19 protein-coding genes are annotated in these 19,338 nt (G+C 37.3%); 5 read left to right on the top strand and 14 right to left on the bottom strand.

The genetic code is table 11. From position 1 onward, the window contains the following. Positions 1–5: 5 nt before the first annotated feature. Positions 6–695 (bottom strand): HAD family hydrolase, encoded by a 690-nt coding sequence (locus J4Q03_RS18885; protein WP_426049666.1) that lies wholly within the window; start codon positions 693–695, stop codon positions 6–8. A gap of 77 nt (positions 696–772) precedes the next feature. On the opposite strand from J4Q03_RS18885, the gene J4Q03_RS18880 reads away from it, so the two are divergent. Both J4Q03_RS18880 and J4Q03_RS18875 read left to right on the top strand, forming a co-directional pair. After that, positions 773–1,339 carry a Crp/Fnr family transcriptional regulator gene (locus J4Q03_RS18880; RefSeq protein ID WP_426049665.1) on the top strand — a complete coding sequence of 189 codons (567 nt, stop codon included), beginning with the start codon at positions 773–775 and terminating at the stop codon, positions 1,337–1,339. 271 nt (positions 1,340–1,610) lie between these two features. Beyond that, entirely contained in the window at positions 1,611–2,111 is a 501-nt protein-coding gene (locus J4Q03_RS18875) for a GNAT family N-acetyltransferase (RefSeq protein ID WP_426049664.1), read from the top strand. A 132-nt stretch (positions 2,112–2,243) separates the two neighbouring features. Here the strand turns inward: J4Q03_RS18875 and J4Q03_RS18870 are convergent, their stop codons facing one another. The 10 genes from J4Q03_RS18870 to J4Q03_RS18825 form a co-directional block, all read right to left on the bottom strand. Next, the gene (locus J4Q03_RS18870; RefSeq protein ID WP_426049663.1) at positions 2,244–3,632 is read right to left on the bottom strand and encodes an MATE family efflux transporter; all 1,389 of its coding nucleotides are present in this window, start codon (positions 3,630–3,632) and stop codon (positions 2,244–2,246) included. Between the two features lie 104 nt (positions 3,633–3,736). Then, positions 3,737–4,921 carry a sigma-54-dependent transcriptional regulator gene (locus tag J4Q03_RS18865; protein WP_426049662.1) on the bottom strand — a complete coding sequence of 395 codons (1,185 nt, stop codon included), beginning with the start codon at positions 4,919–4,921 and terminating at the stop codon, positions 3,737–3,739. Between the two features lie 56 nt (positions 4,922–4,977). Further along, positions 4,978–5,637 carry a YggS family pyridoxal phosphate-dependent enzyme gene (locus J4Q03_RS18860; protein ID WP_426049661.1) on the bottom strand — a complete coding sequence of 220 codons (660 nt, stop codon included), beginning with the start codon at positions 5,635–5,637 and terminating at the stop codon, positions 4,978–4,980. A 151-nt stretch (positions 5,638–5,788) separates the two neighbouring features. Beyond that, positions 5,789–6,655: a polysaccharide deacetylase family protein gene (locus tag J4Q03_RS18855; protein ID WP_426049660.1), complete on the bottom strand. Its 867-nt coding sequence runs from the start codon at positions 6,653–6,655 to the stop codon at positions 5,789–5,791. Positions 6,656–6,998: 343 nt separating this feature from the next. After that, entirely contained in the window at positions 6,999–7,727 is a 729-nt protein-coding gene (locus tag J4Q03_RS18850) for a DUF72 domain-containing protein (protein WP_426049659.1), read from the bottom strand. Between the two features lie 3 nt (positions 7,728–7,730). Further along, complete coding sequence (locus J4Q03_RS18845) at positions 7,731–10,586, bottom strand: heavy metal translocating P-type ATPase (protein WP_426049658.1); 2,856 nt, start codon at positions 10,584–10,586, stop codon at positions 7,731–7,733. A 202-nt stretch (positions 10,587–10,788) separates the two neighbouring features. Further along, on the bottom strand, positions 10,789–11,349 hold the full coding sequence (locus tag J4Q03_RS18840) for a helix-turn-helix domain-containing protein (RefSeq protein ID WP_426049657.1): 561 nt from the start codon (positions 11,347–11,349) through the stop codon (positions 10,789–10,791). After that, positions 11,346–11,738, bottom strand: a complete 393-nt coding sequence (locus tag J4Q03_RS18835; protein WP_426049656.1) for an acyl-CoA thioesterase — start codon at positions 11,736–11,738, stop codon at positions 11,346–11,348. The genes J4Q03_RS18840 and J4Q03_RS18835 overlap by 4 nt, the downstream gene beginning before the upstream one ends. Before the next feature lie 95 nt (positions 11,739–11,833). After that, positions 11,834–12,244 carry a DUF6157 family protein gene (locus J4Q03_RS18830; protein WP_426049655.1) on the bottom strand — a complete coding sequence of 137 codons (411 nt, stop codon included), beginning with the start codon at positions 12,242–12,244 and terminating at the stop codon, positions 11,834–11,836. Positions 12,245–12,297: 53 nt separating this feature from the next. Then, a complete protein-coding gene (locus J4Q03_RS18825; RefSeq protein WP_426049654.1) occupies positions 12,298–12,501 on the bottom strand; it encodes a helix-turn-helix domain-containing protein in 204 nt (67 codons plus the stop codon). 305 nt (positions 12,502–12,806) lie between these two features. Here J4Q03_RS18825 and J4Q03_RS18820 point away from each other — a divergent pair, with 305 nt between their 5' ends. Then, entirely contained in the window at positions 12,807–13,172 is a 366-nt protein-coding gene (locus J4Q03_RS18820; protein ID WP_426049653.1) for an RNA recognition motif domain-containing protein, read from the top strand. Between the two features lie 292 nt (positions 13,173–13,464). Here J4Q03_RS18820 and J4Q03_RS18815 read toward each other — a convergent pair whose 3' ends face one another. Genes J4Q03_RS18815 through J4Q03_RS18805 form a run of 3 tightly spaced genes read right to left on the bottom strand, consistent with a single transcriptional unit; the run spans position 13,465 to position 16,371 of the window. Further along, entirely contained in the window at positions 13,465–15,255 is a 1,791-nt protein-coding gene (locus J4Q03_RS18815) for a DUF4153 domain-containing protein (protein WP_426049652.1), read from the bottom strand. 18 nt (positions 15,256–15,273) lie between these two features. Next, positions 15,274–15,759, bottom strand: coding sequence for a BlaI/MecI/CopY family transcriptional regulator (locus J4Q03_RS18810; RefSeq protein ID WP_426049651.1), 486 nt, complete (start codon positions 15,757–15,759; stop codon positions 15,274–15,276). A gap of 9 nt (positions 15,760–15,768) precedes the next feature. Further along, positions 15,769–16,371, bottom strand: a complete 603-nt coding sequence (locus J4Q03_RS18805) for a phosphatase PAP2 family protein (RefSeq protein WP_426049650.1) — start codon at positions 16,369–16,371, stop codon at positions 15,769–15,771. Between the two features lie 124 nt (positions 16,372–16,495). Between J4Q03_RS18805 and pdhA the strand changes: the two genes are divergently transcribed. Both pdhA and J4Q03_RS18795 read left to right on the top strand, forming a co-directional pair. Continuing rightward, on the top strand, positions 16,496–17,497 hold the full coding sequence (gene pdhA, locus J4Q03_RS18800) for a pyruvate dehydrogenase (acetyl-transferring) E1 component subunit alpha (protein WP_111953105.1): 1,002 nt from the start codon (positions 16,496–16,498) through the stop codon (positions 17,495–17,497). Between the two features lie 88 nt (positions 17,498–17,585). Next, a complete protein-coding gene (locus J4Q03_RS18795; RefSeq protein WP_426049649.1) occupies positions 17,586–19,199 on the top strand; it encodes a 2-oxo acid dehydrogenase subunit E2 in 1,614 nt (537 codons plus the stop codon). The last annotated feature ends 139 nt before the right edge of the window (positions 19,200–19,338 follow it).

The raw sequence follows: 19,338 nt of genomic DNA, 5'->3' as shown, positions 1-19,338 counted from the left end.
ATTTTTTATAAGTATTTCAACACTTCATCAATACTTTTCAGTTCCATAAAGTTTTCATGCTCTAAGTGATGCTCATGTTGTTCGTGGCTCCATGTCACATGATAAGGAATGTGTGCTGCAAAACCTCCGATTTCCAGTACTGGAAGAATGTCCGACTTTATAGAATTCCCGAGCATTAGAAATTGTTCTGGTTGGCAGTCCAGGTGTTTCAACAGTTTCTGGTAATCAGCTTCCTTCTTGTCACTCATAATTTCTATATGATGAAAATACCCCTGAAGTCCTGAATTTTTAAGTTTTCGCTCCTGATCCAGCAGGTCGCCTTTTGTTGCCACTACCAGTCTATATTTCCCTTTTAACCTATCCAATGTTTCTGTGACTCCATCTAACAATTCTATAGGTTTCTGCAGCAGTTCCTGGCCTATCTCAATGGTGCGGTTAATCAACTGCATGGATGCTGTACCTTCTGAAATCCTGCTGACGGTTTCTATCATACACAGCATAAAACCTTTTACGCCATAACCGTAGAGATGAAGATTCTTCATTTCGGTCGTGAATAGTTCCTGAGAAACAGAATGCTGTGGCAGATAATCTTCAAGCAGTGTACAAAATTCCTTTTCAGCTTCCTGAAAATAAGGTTCATTGATCCAAAGTGTATCATCTGCATCAAAAGCGATGGTTGTTATATGATTATTCATTTTACTTTTGTATTTTTCTCGTGACAAAATTCAATATAAAAATTCAAACAGAAAAGGACATTTGTCCCGGATATAATATGTTACGGACCAATCAGCTATTTTTAAACTATCTGGAAGATCTATACGAAAAACAGGAACGTAAAGAAGATATCGCAGTAAGATCTTTTTCCAAAGGCGATAGAATATTCACGCAGAGCGAAACATCCTCTAAAGTAATGCTGATCAAAGAGGGAATTACCAAATGTTTTTTTGTTGAAGAGAACGATAAAGAATATATTGTTGAATTCCTGGGGAAAGGAGAGATCATCGGGGAGATAGAGCTGATACGGAATATTCCCTGCCTTTGCAGTATTGAAGCGGTTACGGATGTCACTGTTTATGCTGTAGCTATACCGTATTTCAGAGCTTTGATTAAAACTGATATCTCCTTGAATAATCTGTTGCTGGATGTATTTGCCGAACGTATTGTCAATACATCCAAAAGAGCCTCTTATCAGCAGCTGTATGCGGCTGAACATACTTTAGCACAGCTTATTGAATTGCAGGCTCAACAGGAAATAGAGATTTCAAAAGAAGATATGGCTGCTTATCTGGGAATTACAGTGAGAAGTCTGAACCGAACTTTGAAGAATCTGGATAAATAAAGTAACGAAGATGGAGGATGAGAGAAGAAAGCTATTGATTGCGAAAAGGCTACTGGTATGTTTTCGTGGAAGAACCAGTTAGATTGTTTTTTTACCTTAAAAATTTCGGGCAATATCCTTGTCAAGGTTCAAAACCTTGACAAGGATATCTAAAAAGATGAATAGTAACCATTTTTCATCCCTCATATTAATTACAATTATTGACTGATTTTCTGTGTAAAAAACTTTATCCTCCGTATTTTTGCACGAAATAAAGCCGGAATCTACCAAAATGAAAGACCTGCAATTCAGAAATGCTGCACCGAACGATTTAGAAAAAATAGTTGAGATATATAATTCTACCATTCCTTCAAGAATGGTGACTGCTGATACAGAAAATGTCACTGTAGAAAGCAGGAAGAAATGGTTTGACGAACATAACCCCGAAACAAGACCCCTGTGGATTATTGAAAATGGTTATGAAGTGGTAGGATGGGTCAGTTTTTCTTCATTTTACGGAAGACCGGCCTATAACGGAACGGTTGAAATGAGTATTTACCTCGATGAATCCTGCCGCGGAAAAGGATACGGAAAAAAAGTAATGGAATACTGTATAGCTAGTGCTCCGGGTCTGGGAATAAAAACACTGCTCGGATTTATCTTCTCCCATAATCAAGCCAGTTTGAAACTCTTCAGAAATTTTGGATTTGAAGAATGGGGAATGTTTCCTGATGTCGCAGTTCTGGATGGAATAGAAAGAAGTCTGACGATCTTAGGAAAAAGAGTAGGATAAGTCTCTGGTATTTCAGGACGGAAAAGAATAATACATTCATACTTATTTTACTGTTATAAGAATTGATGCATAAAACATGTTGCGCGAAGTCGGAGACTTCGCGCAACATGTTTTAAATATAATCGATAGAATTTAATCTCCCAATTGATCTATTGTTATGTTCTGTTTCTGATTTATTCTCTTCGCAGACATATTTAAAAATCGCTTCACCAGGAAAACGGCAGAAACTGTGAGACCCAGTCCTAAAGCAATCCACATTCCGAAAGCACCCATTTTTAAAGTGACACATAAGAAATATCCTAAAGGAATGGTAATCACCCAATAAGCGATGAAAGTATAGATTGATGGGATCTTCACATCCTGAAGTCCTCTGAGCATCCCTAAAGCCGTTACCTGGATTCCGTCCGAAAGCTGGAATAAAGCAGCAATGATCATTAATTTCGATGCAAGGCTAATCACTTCAATTTCTTCTTTTTTAGTAAAGAAAGTAGGTAATATATTTCTTCCCAGAATAAAGACCAATCCACAGATGCACATGAAAATAAAGGCGATTTTCAGGTTGTTAATTCCTACTTTTCTTAATTCAACAAAGTTCTGCTCACCAAGCTTTCTTCCGATCATAACCGTTGAAGCTACACTGAACCCTACACAAAGGTTGAAGGTAAATGAAGCCATACTTAAAGCAATCTGGTGAGAGGCAATATCGTGAGCTGAAATAAGCCCGCAGATAAATGCTGCACCGGCGAAAGCTGTCACTTCAAAGAACATCTGTAAAGCGGTAGGCAGGCCCAGTTTCACCATTCTGTCAAACATATTTTTGGAGAAAACCTGAATTTTTAAAGAAAAATCTTTAATATATCTTCTTGTTTTTTTCTCTTTAACCAATACGAAATAAAGAAATACGACCATGAATATTCTGGAGATCAGTGTTGCTAAAGCTGATCCTTTTACCCCCATTTCAGGAAAGATCCAAAGTCCTTTAATGAAAACATAGTTCAGTACAATATTAATAATGTTTGCAATGATCGTAGCTTTTGTAACACCGATGGTATAAGACAGACCTTCAGAAACTTCACGAAGCGTCTGAAAAGCCATGAACGGAATCATACTGATCGCCATAATACCCAGAAAGTCTACCGTATTCGGAATGATCTTCTCTGGCTGCCCGGAATGGTAGAGTAGCGGCATCCCTAAAAGCAAAACAGCCATTAAAATAACCCCTACAGACATATTGATCACAAATCCGTGGCTGAATACAGAATTAATAGTTCCGTGGTCCTGCTTGGAATGTGCCTCAGAAACCAGAGGCGGTATGGCAAATGAAAATCCCAATGCCAGTACGAACACCGAGAAAAATACGGCATTTCCCAATGAAACGGAAGCCAGCGCATCCGCTCCTAAAAGTTTTCCGACAATGATATTGTCGAACAGATTCACCGAGACCTGCCCAACCTGCGTAAGCATCACAGGAAGAGCCAGGGTGAGGCATTCTTTCGTATAGTTTTTGTTTAAAAAGTTCATAGTATTTTATGATTCATATAGAGTTTAATATTTAAAAATAGAGCAAAAAAAATTTGCAGTAAGGCTACTGCAAATTGTTATCATATATTTAATGTTCAATTAAATTATTTCCTTACAAAACTTGCAACATCCTCCTCAGAAACAGTGTTTCCACCAAGAATAATTAATCTTTCCACAACATTTCTCAGTTCTCTGATATTTCCGGTCCATGAAAGAACTTTAAGCGCATCAATCGCCTTATCATCAAACTTTTTCACGGCAGTACCATGCTCATCGGCAATTAATCCGGAAAAATGATCTACCAATAATTTGATATCCTCTTTTCTGTCATCCAACGGCGGAACATAGATTTCAATTACAGAAAGCCTGTGGTAAAGGTCTTCTCTGAATTTTCCTTCCTCAATTTCCTTCTGCATGTTCTTATTCGTTGCTGCAATTACCCTTACATCAACTTTTATTTCCTTATCGCTTCCTACAGGAGAAACTTTGCTTTCCTGCAATGCTCTCAAAACCTTAGCCTGAGCAATAAGGCTCATATCACCAATCTCATCTAAAAAGATGGTTCCTCCGTTCGCCTGCTCAAATTTTCCCTGCTTGTCTTTAATCGCTCCTGTAAAAGAACCTTTTACATGTCCGAAAAGCTCAGATTCAATAAGCTCAGAAGGGATCGCAGCACAGTTTACTTCGATCATCGGGCCTCTTGCACGTTCACTTTGGTTGTGGATAGCGTGTGCTACCAATTCTTTTCCGGCTCCGTTAGGTCCCGTAATCAAAACACGGGCATCAGAAGCAGCTACCTTTTCGATCATATCCTGGATCTTTTTCAAAGCAGGAGAATCACCGATCATCTGGTATTTTTTGTTGACCTTTTTCTTTAAGGTCTTATTTTCAGTTTGGAGATTTTTATTTTCCTTTTTCAGACTTTCTTTAGCTAAAGCATTTTTAACACTGGTAATCAGTCTGTTGATGTCTATCGGCTTGGAAATAAAGTCATATGCACCCTCTTTCAGACAGGAAACAGCAGAATCAATATCCGCGTGGCCTGAGATCATGATAAATGTGCTTTCAGGCTTTAAGATCATACTTTGCTTTAAGAGTTCTGTTCCTGAAAGTTTAGGCATCTTGATATCAGAGATCACCAATGCGAAATCTTCTTTTTCTATCTGTTTGTAGCCTTCAAGGCCATCTTCAGCGATAACAAATTCGTAATCGGTAAGTTCATCAGAAAGAATACTGTGTAATACTCCCGAGATTGCTTTTTCGTCTTCTACAATAAGGATTTTTTGCATAGTTGCAAATTTAGATTTTTTGATTCAATTATTAGCAAAAACCATACCTAAATATACTATTTTGAGTAATCTCTTCTGCCGAAAATAGCGGATCCAACCCGTACGGAATTGGCACCACATTCAATGGCAGCCGGGAAATCATCACTCATTCCCATAGATAAAGTTTCAAGTGTTTTTAATTGATTTAATTCATCAAAAAGCCTCTTTAAAATTAAAAACTCTGTTTTCACCTGTTCTTTATCATCTGTAAATGTGGCCATTCCCATTAAACCTGTGATGTCAACATTAGAAAATCTTCCGTCAATATACTGTTGAAATAATGCTTTTGCTTCAGAAATATCAAGTCCGAACTTAGTTTCTTCTGCTGCAATTTTTACCTGAAGTAAGGCTTTAATAGTTCTGCCGTTCTTTTCAGCTTCTTTACTGATTTCAGCGAGAAGCTTTTCAGAATCCACACTTTGGATGGTATCGATAAAAGGAGCAATATATTTTACTTTATTTGTCTGCAGATGCCCGATCAGGTGCCATTGGATATCTTTTGGAAGGAGAGGGTATTTCTCCATAAGCTCCTGAACCTTGTTTTCACCAAAGACTTTCTGTCCCAGATCATAAACCTCCTGAACAGTCTGAGCAGGATGTGTTTTGGAAACGGCAACCAGCTGAACTCCCGCGGGAAGCTGGTTTTTTATTGCGTTATAATTTTCTTTAATATCCATGAATGCAAATTTCTGAATTTTAAAAGCAAAAAACTAATGAATCTGTAAAATTGTTGTTGGGATTGCAGGTTACCGGTTCTAGGTTAGCACCAATGTAATTTATTCAACACATCATTAAATTGTTACATTGCTACACTGATACATTGTTACATTAATTAAGAATATCATTGATCTTCGGATACTGAGAGATTTTTCTGAATACAAATTTATTGCTTTTCTGCAGCTTTTCAATAAACATATCCAGTTCATTGATGGAATCGGCATCCCTGAGGTATTGGTCATGCGTAAGGAAAACCAGGTGTCGTGATGTTTTCTCCAGGTCATTCAGGAAAATACTGTCCACTTTTTTGATCATGTCCTCATGACTTCCTTTTAAGGTCATTTTTTGAGAAGGTCTCCATTCAAGATCCCAGCCGATCACTTTATAGCCTGCTTTTCTAAGACCGTTTGCAGCATCGGTGGAACTTTTAATGTCGGTAACATTAATATTGTTCAGCCTCCAGATATTTCTTCCCGGCGTTCTTGCTATCTTATCGTAAAGCTTAAGACTGTCTTTGGCAATATCAAAATCATGGATTACAGCTTCAGGGCTCTTATAAAAATCGGTGTATTTATTATGAGCATGGCTAAAACTGTGATTGGCAAGCTCGATCAGAGGGTTGCTTTTTAAAAGTTCCATATCATCTTTCTGTCTTTTGCTTCCATAGGCGTGTTTTCCTACCAGAAAAGCAGTAGCACACACATTCCTTTTATTTAATATTTTAAGGAGATTTTCCGTTCCCTGGTTGGGACCATCGTCAAAAGTAAGGTAAATGATTCTTTTATCGGATTCTATGTTCTCATCATCTATTTTGGGGACCGTTTTCACGGTGGGATGTTCCAGTGAAACTGTTTTTTCAAACTCTTTCACATCAGTTTTGCCGTTGCAGCCGTTAAATATAATTGAGGCCGCACTCATCAATGCAGTCATCCCGAGAAAAGTCATGTTTTTTGACTTTCCCCCAAAATTTTTTCTCATAAAGATACTGGAGATTTAAATCGTTAAAAAATGTTAAATTATCTTTAAAATATTAACAAATTATATGCCAGTGTCTGCTAAAATGTAGCTTTTTAATTTTATTTTAAGAACTTATCTAAACGTAATTCTTAATGAATGAAAAGGTTTTAAATTATCTTTTTCTTTTTCTCTGATTTTAACATTTATAATTATAAAAACAATAGCTTTTCTCTATTTCTGTTGAGTTTAAAATATTTTTCCTGTTTTGGAGAATTATTTTAATTGAATAAATAAAACTACTGAATTTTGTTTCTAAATATAGAATAGCAAAGAGAATTAAGATGATGACGGAGAACATAAAGACTTATTTTAAAATCCCCTTAAGATATATCGCATTTTTAATGGCAGCAGTGCCCCATGTATTGTTGAAGAATACAAATGTTTTTTTTCCTGAATGGTTGATTTTTCCGGCCAGATCATCAAGGAAATCCGAACTGTATTCCGATTTATAGAGAATTGGTTTTCCGTGAAGTCTGTAATACAAAACTTCAGGATGATTGATTATTATTTTTTCAGGAAGATCACCGGGAAAACTGACTCCGGAAAAAACAATATTATTTTCTTTTAAAACAGTGAAAATTTCATCAGTCCACCAGGAGGTATGACGGAATTCTATCACGTTTAAATAATTGAAATCAAGGCTTGCCAATATCAGATCAATATTTTCCTTCGATTTTTTAAATGAAGGCGGAAACTGATACAGGAATCCGGAAAGCTTTTCCTTTAAATGAATTTGGATATGTTTACAGAATTCTGAAATATCTTCTTTAGCGTCTTTCAGCCGTTTTTCATGGGAAATGGTTTTTGGTATTTTAATGAAAAATTTAAAGTCAGCGGGTGTTTCATCATACCATTTCAGAAGTGTTTTAGCAGTTGGTTTTCTGTAAAAAGTGGAATTGATCTCCACTGTATTGAAAGTCGCGGAATATAAGGTAAGAAAGTCTTTACTTTGGGTACTTTCAGGATATAGCGACCCTTTCCAGTCGTTATTATAAAATCCCGAACATCCAATGTAAAGACTTTCTTTTTTCATGACTTATTTTATATCTGCATCAAGATTTACAGAGTTCAGCCGCAGTGAGTTCAGAATAACAGAGAGTGAACTGACGCTCATTGCTGCTGCTGCAATCATAGGTGACAACAGTATTCCAAAGAAAGGATACAATAAGCCTGCCGCTACCGGAATTCCCAATACATTATAGATAAACGCAAAAAACAGGTTTTCTTTAATATTCTTAAGAAGCTTTTCACTTAACAATTTGGCTTTTGCAACGCCTAAAATATCGCCTTTTAATAGGGTAATCTCAGCACTTTCCATAGCGACATCGGTTCCTGTTCCCATAGCAATCCCTACATCAGACTGGGCCAGGGCAGGGGAATCATTAATCCCATCACCGGTCATTGCTACGATTTTACCCTGCTGCTGAAGTTTTTTCACCTCATTCAGCTTATCTTCCGGAAGACAGCCTGCTTTATAATGTTTGATTCCTAACTCGTCCGCAACGGCCTTGGCCGTATGTTCATTGTCACCGGTCATCATGATCACGTCAATTCCCTCATTCATCAGACGCTGAACTGCTTTTTTGGAAGTTTCTTTAATTTTATCGGTAAAGCTGATGAAGCCAAGCACCGTTTTATCCTGCGCAATATAAGAGATGGTATGTGCCTTGGACTGTACTTCGACTGCTTTTTGCTTTAATTCCTGTGGAACAGGCAAATGGTTGGAAATCAGAAGGCTTTCATTTCCTAAATAAACTGTTTTTCCATTGATTTTGCCCTGAACTCCTTTTCCTGAAATGTTCTCAAAGTAGTCCACCTTTTCAGCAGTTAAATTTTCAATTTTTGCTCTTTTGATCACCGCATTGGATAGTGGATGTTCCGAGTTTTGATTAAGAGAAAAAGCCAGTTTCAGTATTTCATTTTTATCTCCGCTTCCTGTAGTCTCAATATATTCTACAGAAGGCTTTCCTTCTGTTAAAGTTCCTGTTTTGTCTGTGATCAGAACATTCACCTTATGCATCTGTTCCAGTGCTTCTGCATTTTTAATGAGAATTCCGCTTTTAGCTCCTTTTCCGATTCCAACCATCAGGGACATAGGAGTTGCCAGACCAAGGGCACACGGACATGCTACAATTAATACCGCAACTGCATTTACGAATGCAAATAAGCTTCTTTTTCCTTCCGGTCCGAAAAACTGCCATAAAATAAAAGTAAGAACAGCAATCAGAATTACCACAGGAACAAACACTTTGGAAACCTTATCAGTCAGTTTCTGTATCGGGGCTCTGCTCCGGCTGGCTTCATTAACCATTTTAATAATCTGTGAAAGAAGGGTTTCATCGCCTACTTTTTCAGCTTTCATGATGAACACCTTGTTTCCGTTAATCGTTCCTGAAGAAACTTTATCATCTGTGTTTTTCTCCACAGGAACAGGCTCTCCCGTAATCATACTTTCATCTACCAAAGAGCTTCCTTCGGTAATCTTACCGTCAACGGGGATTTTTTCACCAGGTTTCACTTTTAAAAGGTCTCCGATTTTTACCTGGGAAAGCAATACTCTTTTTTCTTCTCCGTTTATGATGAGATTGGCTTCATCGGGAGAAAGATTCATCAGTTCCTTGATGGCATTTCCAGTTTTTTTATGGGCGGCAGCTTCCATAAGCTGTCCTAAAATTACAAGTGTTAAGATCACACAGACCGCCTCAAAATATAAAGGAATTTCATGATTGTGACCTCTGATTTCATGAGGGATTATATCAGGAAAAGCTAAGGCGGCAATACTGAAGATAAATGCTGCTGCAACACCTAAAGCAATCAGACTGAACATATTTAAATTCCACGTTTTAAAAGAAACCCAGCCTCTTTTCAGCAGGAACCATCCCGAATAAAACATCACGGGAAGCGTTAAGGCAAGCTCAATAAACCCTTGTATCTTATGGGAAAAAGGAAAATTGATGAACATTCCGCCCATCGAAAGAATAAAAACCGGAATAGTGAAGGCAAGAGAAATCAAGAACTTCTTTTTCAGGATATTATAGGTTTCATCCTCTTCATCTTCTCCGCTGTCTGGCATTCTTACCAGATCCATTCCGCATATCGGACAGTCACCCGGTTCATCACGGATGATTTCAGGATGCATAGGACAGGTATATTTTGCGGTTTTCTTTTCCGGATATTTTACAAGGTCCATTCCGCAGACGGGGCAGCCTACATTGGAATCATAGGTTTTGTCGCCTTCACAGTACATCGGACAGTAATATTTTCCAGCCATATCATCCGTCACTTTGGGAGCTTCATGATGATGGCTGTGACCGTGATGGTGAGAATGATGATTGTGAGATGAAATATTTTTAACTAAATCTTCAGTAATTTTTTCAAGGTGCATATGGCAAACCGGGCAGTCACCTTTCTCATCATATACTGTATCCCCTTCACAGAACATAGGACAGTAATACTTTCCAATGCTGTTCTTAAAATTTTCGGGTAGATTAGAGGAAGAGTAGGTGGGCTTATAATTGGGATCTTTAGCCTGTTTTTCCTCGATGGGAACCAGATACATTTTACAGACCGGACATCTTTCACCCTGTTTAAAGTATACTTTGTCACCCTCGCATTCCATCGGGCAGTAATATACTGATGAAGGAGAAACCCTGTCCTGGGGGGTTACAAATGTTTCCGTAGGTTGATTTGGGTCTGCCAGCCTGTATTTTCCTATTTCTTCTAAAGCATTATTCAGAACCGACAGTTCAATTTCCTTATCAGACGTGATGGTTGCCGTATTGTTTTCCAGATTTACGTCGGCAGTAACTCCCTCAATAGAGTTAAGCTTTTCAGAAATTTTTTTCTGACAGCCGGAGCAGGTCATTCCGAGTATATTATATTGTCTCTCCATGATTCTTGAATTTATAATGCAAATTTCCAAAATGAATTGGTAAGGCTGTTATAAATTTAAGGATAATAGTTATAAAATTTTGCCTGCTATGAGAGTGGGAGAGTCGGAGTGTTTGAGTGTTTTAGAGTGGGAAGGTTTCTGATATTGTAATAATTGAGTATTTTAAAAACTCCTTTACTCTAAAACCCTCCTACACTCAAACTCAAAAACTATCCAAAGTCTTCCTCTGATGATCCTTCAGTTTCTTGAATTCAGTTGGCGTAAAGCCTGTAGTATTCCTGAATTGGGAGGAAAGATGCTGAACACTTTTATAGCCCAGCTTCCCGGCAATTTCTGTAAGGGTGAGTTCATTATAAAGAAGCAGTTCTTTTACTTTTTCTATTTTGTGAAGAATAAAAAACTGTTCGAGGGTAATATTTTCGTTCTGAGAAAAGGTTTTGGAAAGAGCGCTGTAATCTTTGGGGATTTTTGAACTTAAAAACTCAGAGAGAAGAAAGTTTTCATCAATGTCCAGCTCACCGATTTTGATGATGATCATATTTTTGATCTTGTCAATAAGCTGGTGGGTAGAATCTTTGATCCTCTCAAATCCAGTCTCGAGAAGACTTTTTTCTATGGTCAGCATTTTTTCTGCTGACACATCACTGTTGGTTTCTACTTCCCCTAAGGCTACAGAGTTTACTGTTATACCAGCCTCGCTGAATATTTTTTCCACTGCAGAAATACAGCGGTTACACACCATGTTTTTTATGAAAATTTTCATGGTTTGCTGAGTCTGTCTTTTACAAATTCAATCTGTGTTTTTCCGTGCGGAGCAGGGTTTCCTTCGCTGTCCAGGTTCACCATTACGATTTTGTCCACAGTAATGATCGTCTGGTGGGTCATTTTGTTCCTTACATTACATTTTAAGGTAACAGATGAAGATCCGAAATGTGTGGCTTCAATACCTATTTCTATAATGTCTCCCTGTTTTGCAGAGCTTACAAAATTAATCTCTGAAATAAATTTTGTAACCACTTTTGTATTTTCCAACTGAATGATTGCGTAAAGCGCAGCCTCTTCATCGATCCACTGTAAAAGTCTTCCTCCGAAAAGAGAATGATTGGGATTCAGATCTTCGGGCTTTACCCATTTTCTGGTATGATAGTTCATGTTTTGATAATTTGCTCCACAAATTTAGTGTTAAAAACTGGGTTTATCAAAGAAACGGTATTTACTGATCTGAAGGACATGATTCATTTTCTCAATTATATTTTCTTGGAGCGCATTGCTTTTACTTTTTTCACTGCAGGATCTTTTAAAAATTTTTGATATTCATTACTTTCAACGGGAAACAGGGCTACTTTTCCTTCTTCATTATGATGAGTTCCGAATCCATAACGTTTGGACAGTGGAGAACACCTGAGACAAGGCTGTCCTTTGGAGAAAAACTGTATTTTTGCCTGCTGCTTTTCGCTTTCCGGGATATCATTTTTCAGCGCATAACATTCGAATATGATATCGTCAGAGGTGTAGCGGTAAGGATTTCTTATGATTTGCTCATACTGAAGCTCTGCTAATGTCTTTACTTTCTTTTCCTGAGGTGTCTCAGCCTGGGAAATAGGGCAGTCGTCGGCAACTTCAATAAAGGTGTTGATATAATTTGTAGTATGTTTCATATAGGTTATTAATAAGGTTACATATTCATAGATACTTGCGGTTTAAATTCAGATTAGTCTGTGAATTCTAAAATATCACCGGGCTGGCAGTCCAGAGCTTTACATAGGGCATCAAGCGTACTGAAGCGGATTGCTTTTGCTTTTCCGGTTTTCAAATTGGATAGATTGGATAGGGTGAGATTTACTTTTCCTGAAAGCTCGTTCAGTGACATTTTTCTCTTAGCCATCATCACATCAAGGTTTATTACAATAGGCATAGGGCTGTTTCTCTTTTAAAAGGTTGTATTTTGCACTTTACAGAATAATTTATTATGTTAACTAACTTTAACTTTTGGTAAATTTCAGTAAAATTTTAGTTATTAGCAATACTTATTTATTATTAATCAATAAAAAATAGCTTTGAATTCATTAAAATGTGACAAATACATTAAAAAAAACTTTGATTTAAAATTTTTAATTGTATCTTGCATACGTTTATATTTGGAATCAATATTTGTTCATTAATTTATGTTGTTTTTCTTTTATATACCAAATTTTTATTAATTTTTAATTTTTATTTAAAATGAACATTTTTGTTTCAAACATCAATTACGCAACTAAAGAGTATGAGTTGCACGATCTATTCGCAGAATTTGGTGATGTATCATCAGCTAAAATTGTTACAGACAGAGAAACTGGCCGTTCAAGAGGTTTCGGTTTTGTAGAAATGGGTGATGAAGAAGGAAAGCAAGCTATCGAGGCTCTTAACCAGAAAGAATTTAACGGAAAAGAGTTGAACGTATCAGAAGCTAAACCAAGAGAAGAAAAACCAAGAAGAAGCTTTGACAACAACAGAAGCGGCGGATACGGCGGAGGAAACAACCGTGGTAATGGCGGCGGATACGGCGGTGGAAACAACCGTGGTAACGGCGGCGGAAACCGTTGGTAAAAATATAAGGCGGCTTTTTAGCCGCTTTTTTTATGCATTATTATCCCTTCCTGATTGTAATTGGCATTTGCTGATTATTTCAGGAAGGGATAATTATTTTTAGTTGTTTTCTTTTTGTTTTTTTTCGATGATTATTATTAAAACTGAGCTCAGACAAGAAAAACGCTGAAAATAATGTTTTATCGTAAAGGCAAATAAAGTAGAATTTCCGGCATTTTAATAAGGAAAACAAGGGCATTTCATTCAGCAGAGTTATACAAAACTGTACTTCCCCTTAGCCGCCTTATTATTTCTATTTTTCTTTGATCAGCAATGCTGCATTACTATAGAATATATTCTTTTGCTTACTGTAAGGAGAGTTTTCTCTTGAAATACTTGGAAAAACTATTTTGATGTGGTATTTTCCTAAATCGCTTTCCATAGAGATTTCTTTCATTTTTACAGTTTCGGAATTGCCGGCATTGTTTCCGAACAGGGTATCTATGGCTGAGCTAAAATCTATCGTTTCCTCTGAATTAAGAGTTACTTTTATGGTTTTTCTATTATTGCCTCCGGTTTGGCTGTCTATCATAAATGTATCTCCATTGATAGATTTCGATTCCTGATTATAGCTGTCAAAATTGATTAAGTACTGATACCCTTGAATGTTCGTTACTTTTGATTCCGATTCTAAGACAAGTCTTTTAAAGTCTGATCCGTCTGAAGTCTTATTGACATGGGTAAAAGCATTTCTAAGAGTACTGCTGATCAATGAAGAGTGAATGTTCTCAAAGTCTCCTGCTAAAAGATTATGCGTTTTGCCGGCAGTTAGATTCAGTAGAAAATCTTTTTGTTTTCTTTCAGCCAGAAATTCAAATTTATTGGCAATTTCATCAACGAGAGTATCAGAGACTTTCTTTTGAAAATCTATTTTGTTGTTGACCAGAAGTTTGTTTTTATCCAGAAGAGCCATCAATTGATTTTTCTGACTTCTTTTAGCGATACTGAATGCATTTAAATAAGGAAAGATCAATGAGAAAGCGCCAAATATAAATAAGCTGACCGGAATGAATTTTATGCTGGCCTTTTTATTCAGTACAAAATAAGAAACCACAGTCAATAGCCATAATGCCAGAAGCAATACGAAGTACCTGGGCTCTGTGTAACCGTACTCAAGGATCCTTGTAAATATGGCTGTAAATAATAAAACAAGTAAAGGAATTATCGTGTAATAAAACAGCTTTGAAAATACCTTGACCCAGGACTTTGCTTTTTCCTCTTTAAGAGGATATACAAGGAGTAAAGCAAGGATGCCGATAATACTGTAAGCCAGGACCAGATAAGAAACCCATCCTCTGGGAAGTTCCCAGTTGATAACTATTTTAAATGAATAAACATATAGGATGACCAGATAAATGAAAAGCAGGGGGATCAGGACGAACTGTGTGAAAAACTTTAAGATCACCGGATACGCACTGTCTTTTTCAAGATAGCTCAGCCCGGTATCATTGAACAGAAGAAAGATAAAACAACTTCCCAAAATAGCCAACACATAAAACGTATCAGCATATAAATTATCACTGAAATTAAAATCGAATAATTTGTCAACTGCGAGGATGGCCAGCTCTACACCTCCAGTAAGCACGCCTGTAAAAACTGCCGTCAGGAAAATATTGACGAAAAGATTCTTATTGTACTGCCAGAAATTAAGCTCCTTATTCTTTTCAAGAAAGGCACAAAAAGAAACCAATAAGTGAGAAAGAAGAAAGGTAATAGCTATGATAAAGCCGTGAACTTCGGTAAAATCTTTTTCTTTTGCAGGGAGAATGAAAAAAAAGCCGATCAGAAAGACTGTTCCCAATATTTCAAGTAACAGTCTTTTTCCGATTCTCTGAGAAAGAATTTTCAACGCAAACATGAGAGAAATACCAAGGCAGCAGCAAATAGTGAATTTGGAATGAATGAAGAACGATTCACGGTCATACTTACTGTCCAACATACGAATGGCACCCGCGGAAGAGAGCAGTCCCATTAATAAAACCATTGGATAGCGCGACAGAACCTCCTGTGCCTTTCCTGTTATTTCCCGGATTTTCGTTTTCATGATTCGTGTATTTTGTGCTTAGTCTTTTTTCTTTTTTTTCTTCTTGTCTTTATCCTTGTCTTTTGGTTTGCTCTTTTTAACTTTTTTAGGGTTTAAAACCTCTTCAGCATATTCGAATTTCGGTTCTTCAATTTTCGCGGGAACAAGTTCAATTTTAAGATCAAAATAATTCTTCAGGTCATCCTGGGATATTAATTTTTCATTAAATAAAAACTCCAGCATTTCCTTTCCTGAATCATTGAAAAAGTTATGGGCAAGCTCTTTTAGCAGGAATTTACGGTATTCTTCCATAGGAACAACTACAGTATATTTGAAGATTCTTCCTTCCTTTTGAGTTGTGATATAACCTTTCTCAACCAGTATTTTCAGGTAAGTAGATACGGTATTCTGGTGCGGCTTCGGTTCAGGATGCTGCTCCATGATGTCTTTAAGATAAAAAGTTTCAAGCTTCCAAAACAGCTTCATAAAATTCTCCTCAGCACCGGTAAGATGATTTATTTTCATAGAATGTTCTTAATGTTGAAATTGTATATTGCAATAAAGATAAATAAAAGATACCACAAATGCTATTCCGGCACCCATAAATACTTCTTTTACTGTATGTCTTTTTAAAATAATTCTTGTAATTCCCACTAAAGCAGCAATTCCCAGCCATGCCAGTCCGGCTTTCCAGTCCAATGTGAAGAACAGGGCTGCAACAAATACATTAAAAGCTGTATGCATAGAGCTTTTAATATAGAGATTACTGATCTGCATTGTAAAAACAAGGATCAGAACAAACAGCATCACAAGATCAATATATCCGTTTTTTAAATAATTGAAAACAAGATAGGTAACCACACAGGCAGCAATGAAAATATAGAGTGTTTTCCGTTGGACACGGTTCGAAACGTCCATATTGGTATATCTTCCGGTCTTTACATTCCAAACCAGCCAGATTACGACCGGTGCAATAATCATTAATAATATAGGAAGAAAGTAAAGAAGAGAGTCTTTCAGTGAATATTCCTTTATACTCATATAAATGAAAAAAATAAATAAAGAAACAAGCGGATTGAAAAAATCTGAGATGATTTTTGAAATTTTATGTACTGTTGAAGGCTGTTTTTCTTCCATATTTAAGTTTAAAATTCAAATATAACACTATAAGCAAAAAAACAATTAGTATGTATACGATAAAAACAAAGTTTTTTTTATAATTTTGCTCAAATATTCATCATAAAAAAGCAAGAGCTAGCACATGAAAGAATTTTCTAAAGAGGTATACCTGAAGTGGTATGAAGATATGACTATGTGGAGAAGGTTTGAAGACAAATGCCGTTCTCTTTATCTAAAACAAAAGATCAGAGGTTTTTTACATTTGTATAACGGTCAGGAGGCTATTCCTGCCGGCTTCACGCATGCAATGGATTTAACAAAGGACAGTATGATTACTGCTTACAGATGCCACATCCATCCAATGGCGATGGGGGTAGATCCGAAGAGAATCATGGCTGAGCTTTGTGGTAAAGCTACCGGAACGTCCGGAGGTATGGGTGGTTCTATGCACATTTTCAGTAAAGAGCACCGTTTCTATGGCGGACACGGTATCGTAGGCGGACAGATTCCTTTGGGAGCTGGAATTGCTTTTGCAGATAAATATTTTGACAGAAAAGCTGTAAATATCTGCTTCTTCGGAGATGGAGCAGCAAGACAGGGATCGCTTCACGAAACATTCAATATGGCGATGAACTGGAAACTTCCTGTAGTATTTGTAGTAGAAAACAACCAATATGCAATGGGAACTTCTGTAAAAAGAACAGCCAACCACGAAGATATCTATAAATTAGGTTTAGGATATGAAATGCCTTGCCTTGCCGTAGATGCAATGGATCCTGAAAAAGTAGCCGAAGCAGCTTACGAAGCAATCGAGAGAGCAAGAAGAGGAGACGGACCTACTTTCATTGAAGCCAGAACTTACCGTTACAGAGGACACTCTATGTCCGATGCTGAACCTTACAGAAGCAAGGAAGAAGTAGCGATTCATAAAAATGATGACCCTATGGAACTTGTAAAGCACAGAATTTTGGAAAACGGATGGGCTACTGAAGCAGAATTGGAAACGATTGACAATAAATCAAGAGATTTTGTAGACGAGTGTATTGAATTCATGGAAAATTCTCCATATCCGGATCCTGATAAAGTGTACGAATATGTTTATGCTCAGGAAAACTATCCATTCTTAGATAAATTAGAAAACTAAAATAATTTGTTGATCCAATGATAGATGGTGTGGAAAATCATCTGTTTCTATTATTAATCATCATATTAAAAAAATAATACAATAAATTATGGCAGAAGTAATTACGATGCCCCGCCTTTCGGATACTATGACGGAAGGTAAAGTGGCGAAATGGCATAAAAAAGTAGGAGATAAAGTAAAAGAAGGAGATATTTTAGCCGAAATTGAAACAGATAAAGCTGTTCAGGATTTCGAATCTGAAATAGAAGGAACTCTTTTATATATTGGTGTAGAAGAAGGCGGTGCTGCTGCTGTGGATTCTGTTTTAGCGATTATTGGGAATGAAGGTGAGGATATTTCAGGACTGACTGGCGGAGCTGCTGCTCCGGCTGCAGGTGGTTCCGAAGAAAAAAAGACTGAAGAAGAATCAAAAACAGAAAATAAAGGTACCAGCATTGAGCAGACTACTGCAGAAGTTCCTGCCGGTGTAGAAATTATTACAATGCCAAGACTTTCCGATACAATGACGGAAGGTAAAGTGGCGAAATGGCATAAAAATGTAGGCGATACAGTAAAAGAAGGAGATCTTCTTGCTGAAATTGAAACAGATAAAGCAGTTCAGGATTTTGAATCTGAATTCAACGGAGTATTATTGAAGCAGGGTGTAGAAGAAGGTGGTGCTGCTCCGGTAGATTCAGTATTGGCAATTATCGGTCCGGAAGGAACAGATGTTTCTGCAGTTGGTGCTCCAAAAGCAGCAGCTCAGGCTTCTGAAAAACCTGCTGAACAGAAAACTGAAGCCAAAGTGGACGAAAAGGCAGCTCCGGCGGCAAGCTCTTCCTCTTCAGAAAGAGTAGCGATTTCCCCGTTAGCTAAGAAAATGGCTCAGGAAAAAGGGGTTGATATCAACAGCGTTAACGGTTCAGGTGAAAACGGAAGAATCGTTAAAAAAGATATTGAAAACTACCAGCCTTCCAAGACACAGGCTCAGCCGGCAGCTTCTGCTCCTGCAGCGGCTCAGGTTGCATTGAGCTTTGTTCAGGGTGAAGATACGGAGACTCCAAACTCTCAGGTAAGAAATATTATTGCAAAACGTCTTGCTGAAAGTAAATTCTCTGCTCCTCACTATTATCTGATGGTGGAGATCAATATGGATAAAGCAATTGAGGCCAGAAAAGAAATCAATTCTTTACCGGATACCAAAATCTCTTTCAACGATATGATTATTAAGGCAACTGCTGTTGCTTTAAGAAAACATCCTCAGGTGAATTCAAGCTGGGCAGGAGATAAGATTATCCACAGAGGAAATATCAATGTGGGTGTAGCAGTGGCTATTCCTGACGGGTTAGTGGTTCCTGTACTTAAAAATACAGATCAGATGAACTATACTCAGATCTCTGCAGCAGTAAAAGATATGGCTTCCAGAGCTAAGAGCAAAGGCCTTAAAGCCAATGAAATGGAAGGTTCTACATTCTCAATCTCAAACCTGGGTATGTTCGGAATCGAAACATTTACAAGTATCATCAACCAGCCGAATTCTGCCATCCTTTCAGTAGGAGCGATCATTGAAAAACCGATTGTAAAAGACGGACAGATCGTGGTAGGAAACATCATGAAGCTTTCATTGGCATGTGACCACAGAGTGGTAGACGGTGCTACGGGAGCTCAGTTCTTACAGACTTTAAAAACATATCTGGAAAGTCCTTTGACTCTGTTACTGTAACAGTTCAGATTGTGTCTCGTCCTGAAAATCCGATACAGATTAAAGGACAAAAATAAATAATTAAACCAGAGCAAATTTGTTTTTGCTTTGGTTTTTGCTTTTATAAGTTTTCATTTTGATTTCCTTTTGTTTATGCATT

Source organism: Chryseobacterium sp. NFX27 (genome assembly GCF_049887855.1).
GTDB lineage: Bacteria > Bacteroidota > Bacteroidia > Flavobacteriales > Weeksellaceae > Chryseobacterium.
Note: the sequence above shows the minus strand (reverse complement) of the source record. Positions and strands in the feature narration are given on the sequence as shown.

Coding starts and splice junctions, on each gene's coding strand:
- J4Q03_RS18885 (WP_426049666.1), bottom strand. CDS start 695: ATGAATAATCATATAACAACCATCGCTTTTGATGCAGATGATACACTT.
- J4Q03_RS18880 (WP_426049665.1), top strand. CDS start 773: ATGTTACGGACCAATCAGCTATTTTTAAACTATCTGGAAGATCTATAC.
- J4Q03_RS18875 (WP_426049664.1), top strand. CDS start 1,611: ATGAAAGACCTGCAATTCAGAAATGCTGCACCGAACGATTTAGAAAAA.
- J4Q03_RS18870 (WP_426049663.1), bottom strand. CDS start 3,632: ATGAACTTTTTAAACAAAAACTATACGAAAGAATGCCTCACCCTGGCT.
- J4Q03_RS18865 (WP_426049662.1), bottom strand. CDS start 4,921: ATGCAAAAAATCCTTATTGTAGAAGACGAAAAAGCAATCTCGGGAGTA.
- J4Q03_RS18860 (WP_426049661.1), bottom strand. CDS start 5,637: ATGGATATTAAAGAAAATTATAACGCAATAAAAAACCAGCTTCCCGCG.
- J4Q03_RS18855 (WP_426049660.1), bottom strand. CDS start 6,655: ATGAGAAAAAATTTTGGGGGAAAGTCAAAAAACATGACTTTTCTCGGG.
- J4Q03_RS18850 (WP_426049659.1), bottom strand. CDS start 7,727: ATGAAAAAAGAAAGTCTTTACATTGGATGTTCGGGATTTTATAATAAC.
- J4Q03_RS18845 (WP_426049658.1), bottom strand. CDS start 10,586: ATGGAGAGACAATATAATATACTCGGAATGACCTGCTCCGGCTGTCAG.
- J4Q03_RS18840 (WP_426049657.1), bottom strand. CDS start 11,349: ATGAAAATTTTCATAAAAAACATGGTGTGTAACCGCTGTATTTCTGCA.
- J4Q03_RS18835 (WP_426049656.1), bottom strand. CDS start 11,738: ATGAACTATCATACCAGAAAATGGGTAAAGCCCGAAGATCTGAATCCC.
- J4Q03_RS18830 (WP_426049655.1), bottom strand. CDS start 12,244: ATGAAACATACTACAAATTATATCAACACCTTTATTGAAGTTGCCGAC.
- J4Q03_RS18825 (WP_426049654.1), bottom strand. CDS start 12,501: ATGCCTATTGTAATAAACCTTGATGTGATGATGGCTAAGAGAAAAATG.
- J4Q03_RS18820 (WP_426049653.1), top strand. CDS start 12,807: ATGAACATTTTTGTTTCAAACATCAATTACGCAACTAAAGAGTATGAG.
- J4Q03_RS18815 (WP_426049652.1), bottom strand. CDS start 15,255: ATGAAAACGAAAATCCGGGAAATAACAGGAAAGGCACAGGAGGTTCTG.
- J4Q03_RS18810 (WP_426049651.1), bottom strand. CDS start 15,759: ATGAAAATAAATCATCTTACCGGTGCTGAGGAGAATTTTATGAAGCTG.
- J4Q03_RS18805 (WP_426049650.1), bottom strand. CDS start 16,371: ATGGAAGAAAAACAGCCTTCAACAGTACATAAAATTTCAAAAATCATC.
- pdhA (WP_111953105.1), top strand. CDS start 16,496: ATGAAAGAATTTTCTAAAGAGGTATACCTGAAGTGGTATGAAGATATG.
- J4Q03_RS18795 (WP_426049649.1), top strand. CDS start 17,586: ATGGCAGAAGTAATTACGATGCCCCGCCTTTCGGATACTATGACGGAA.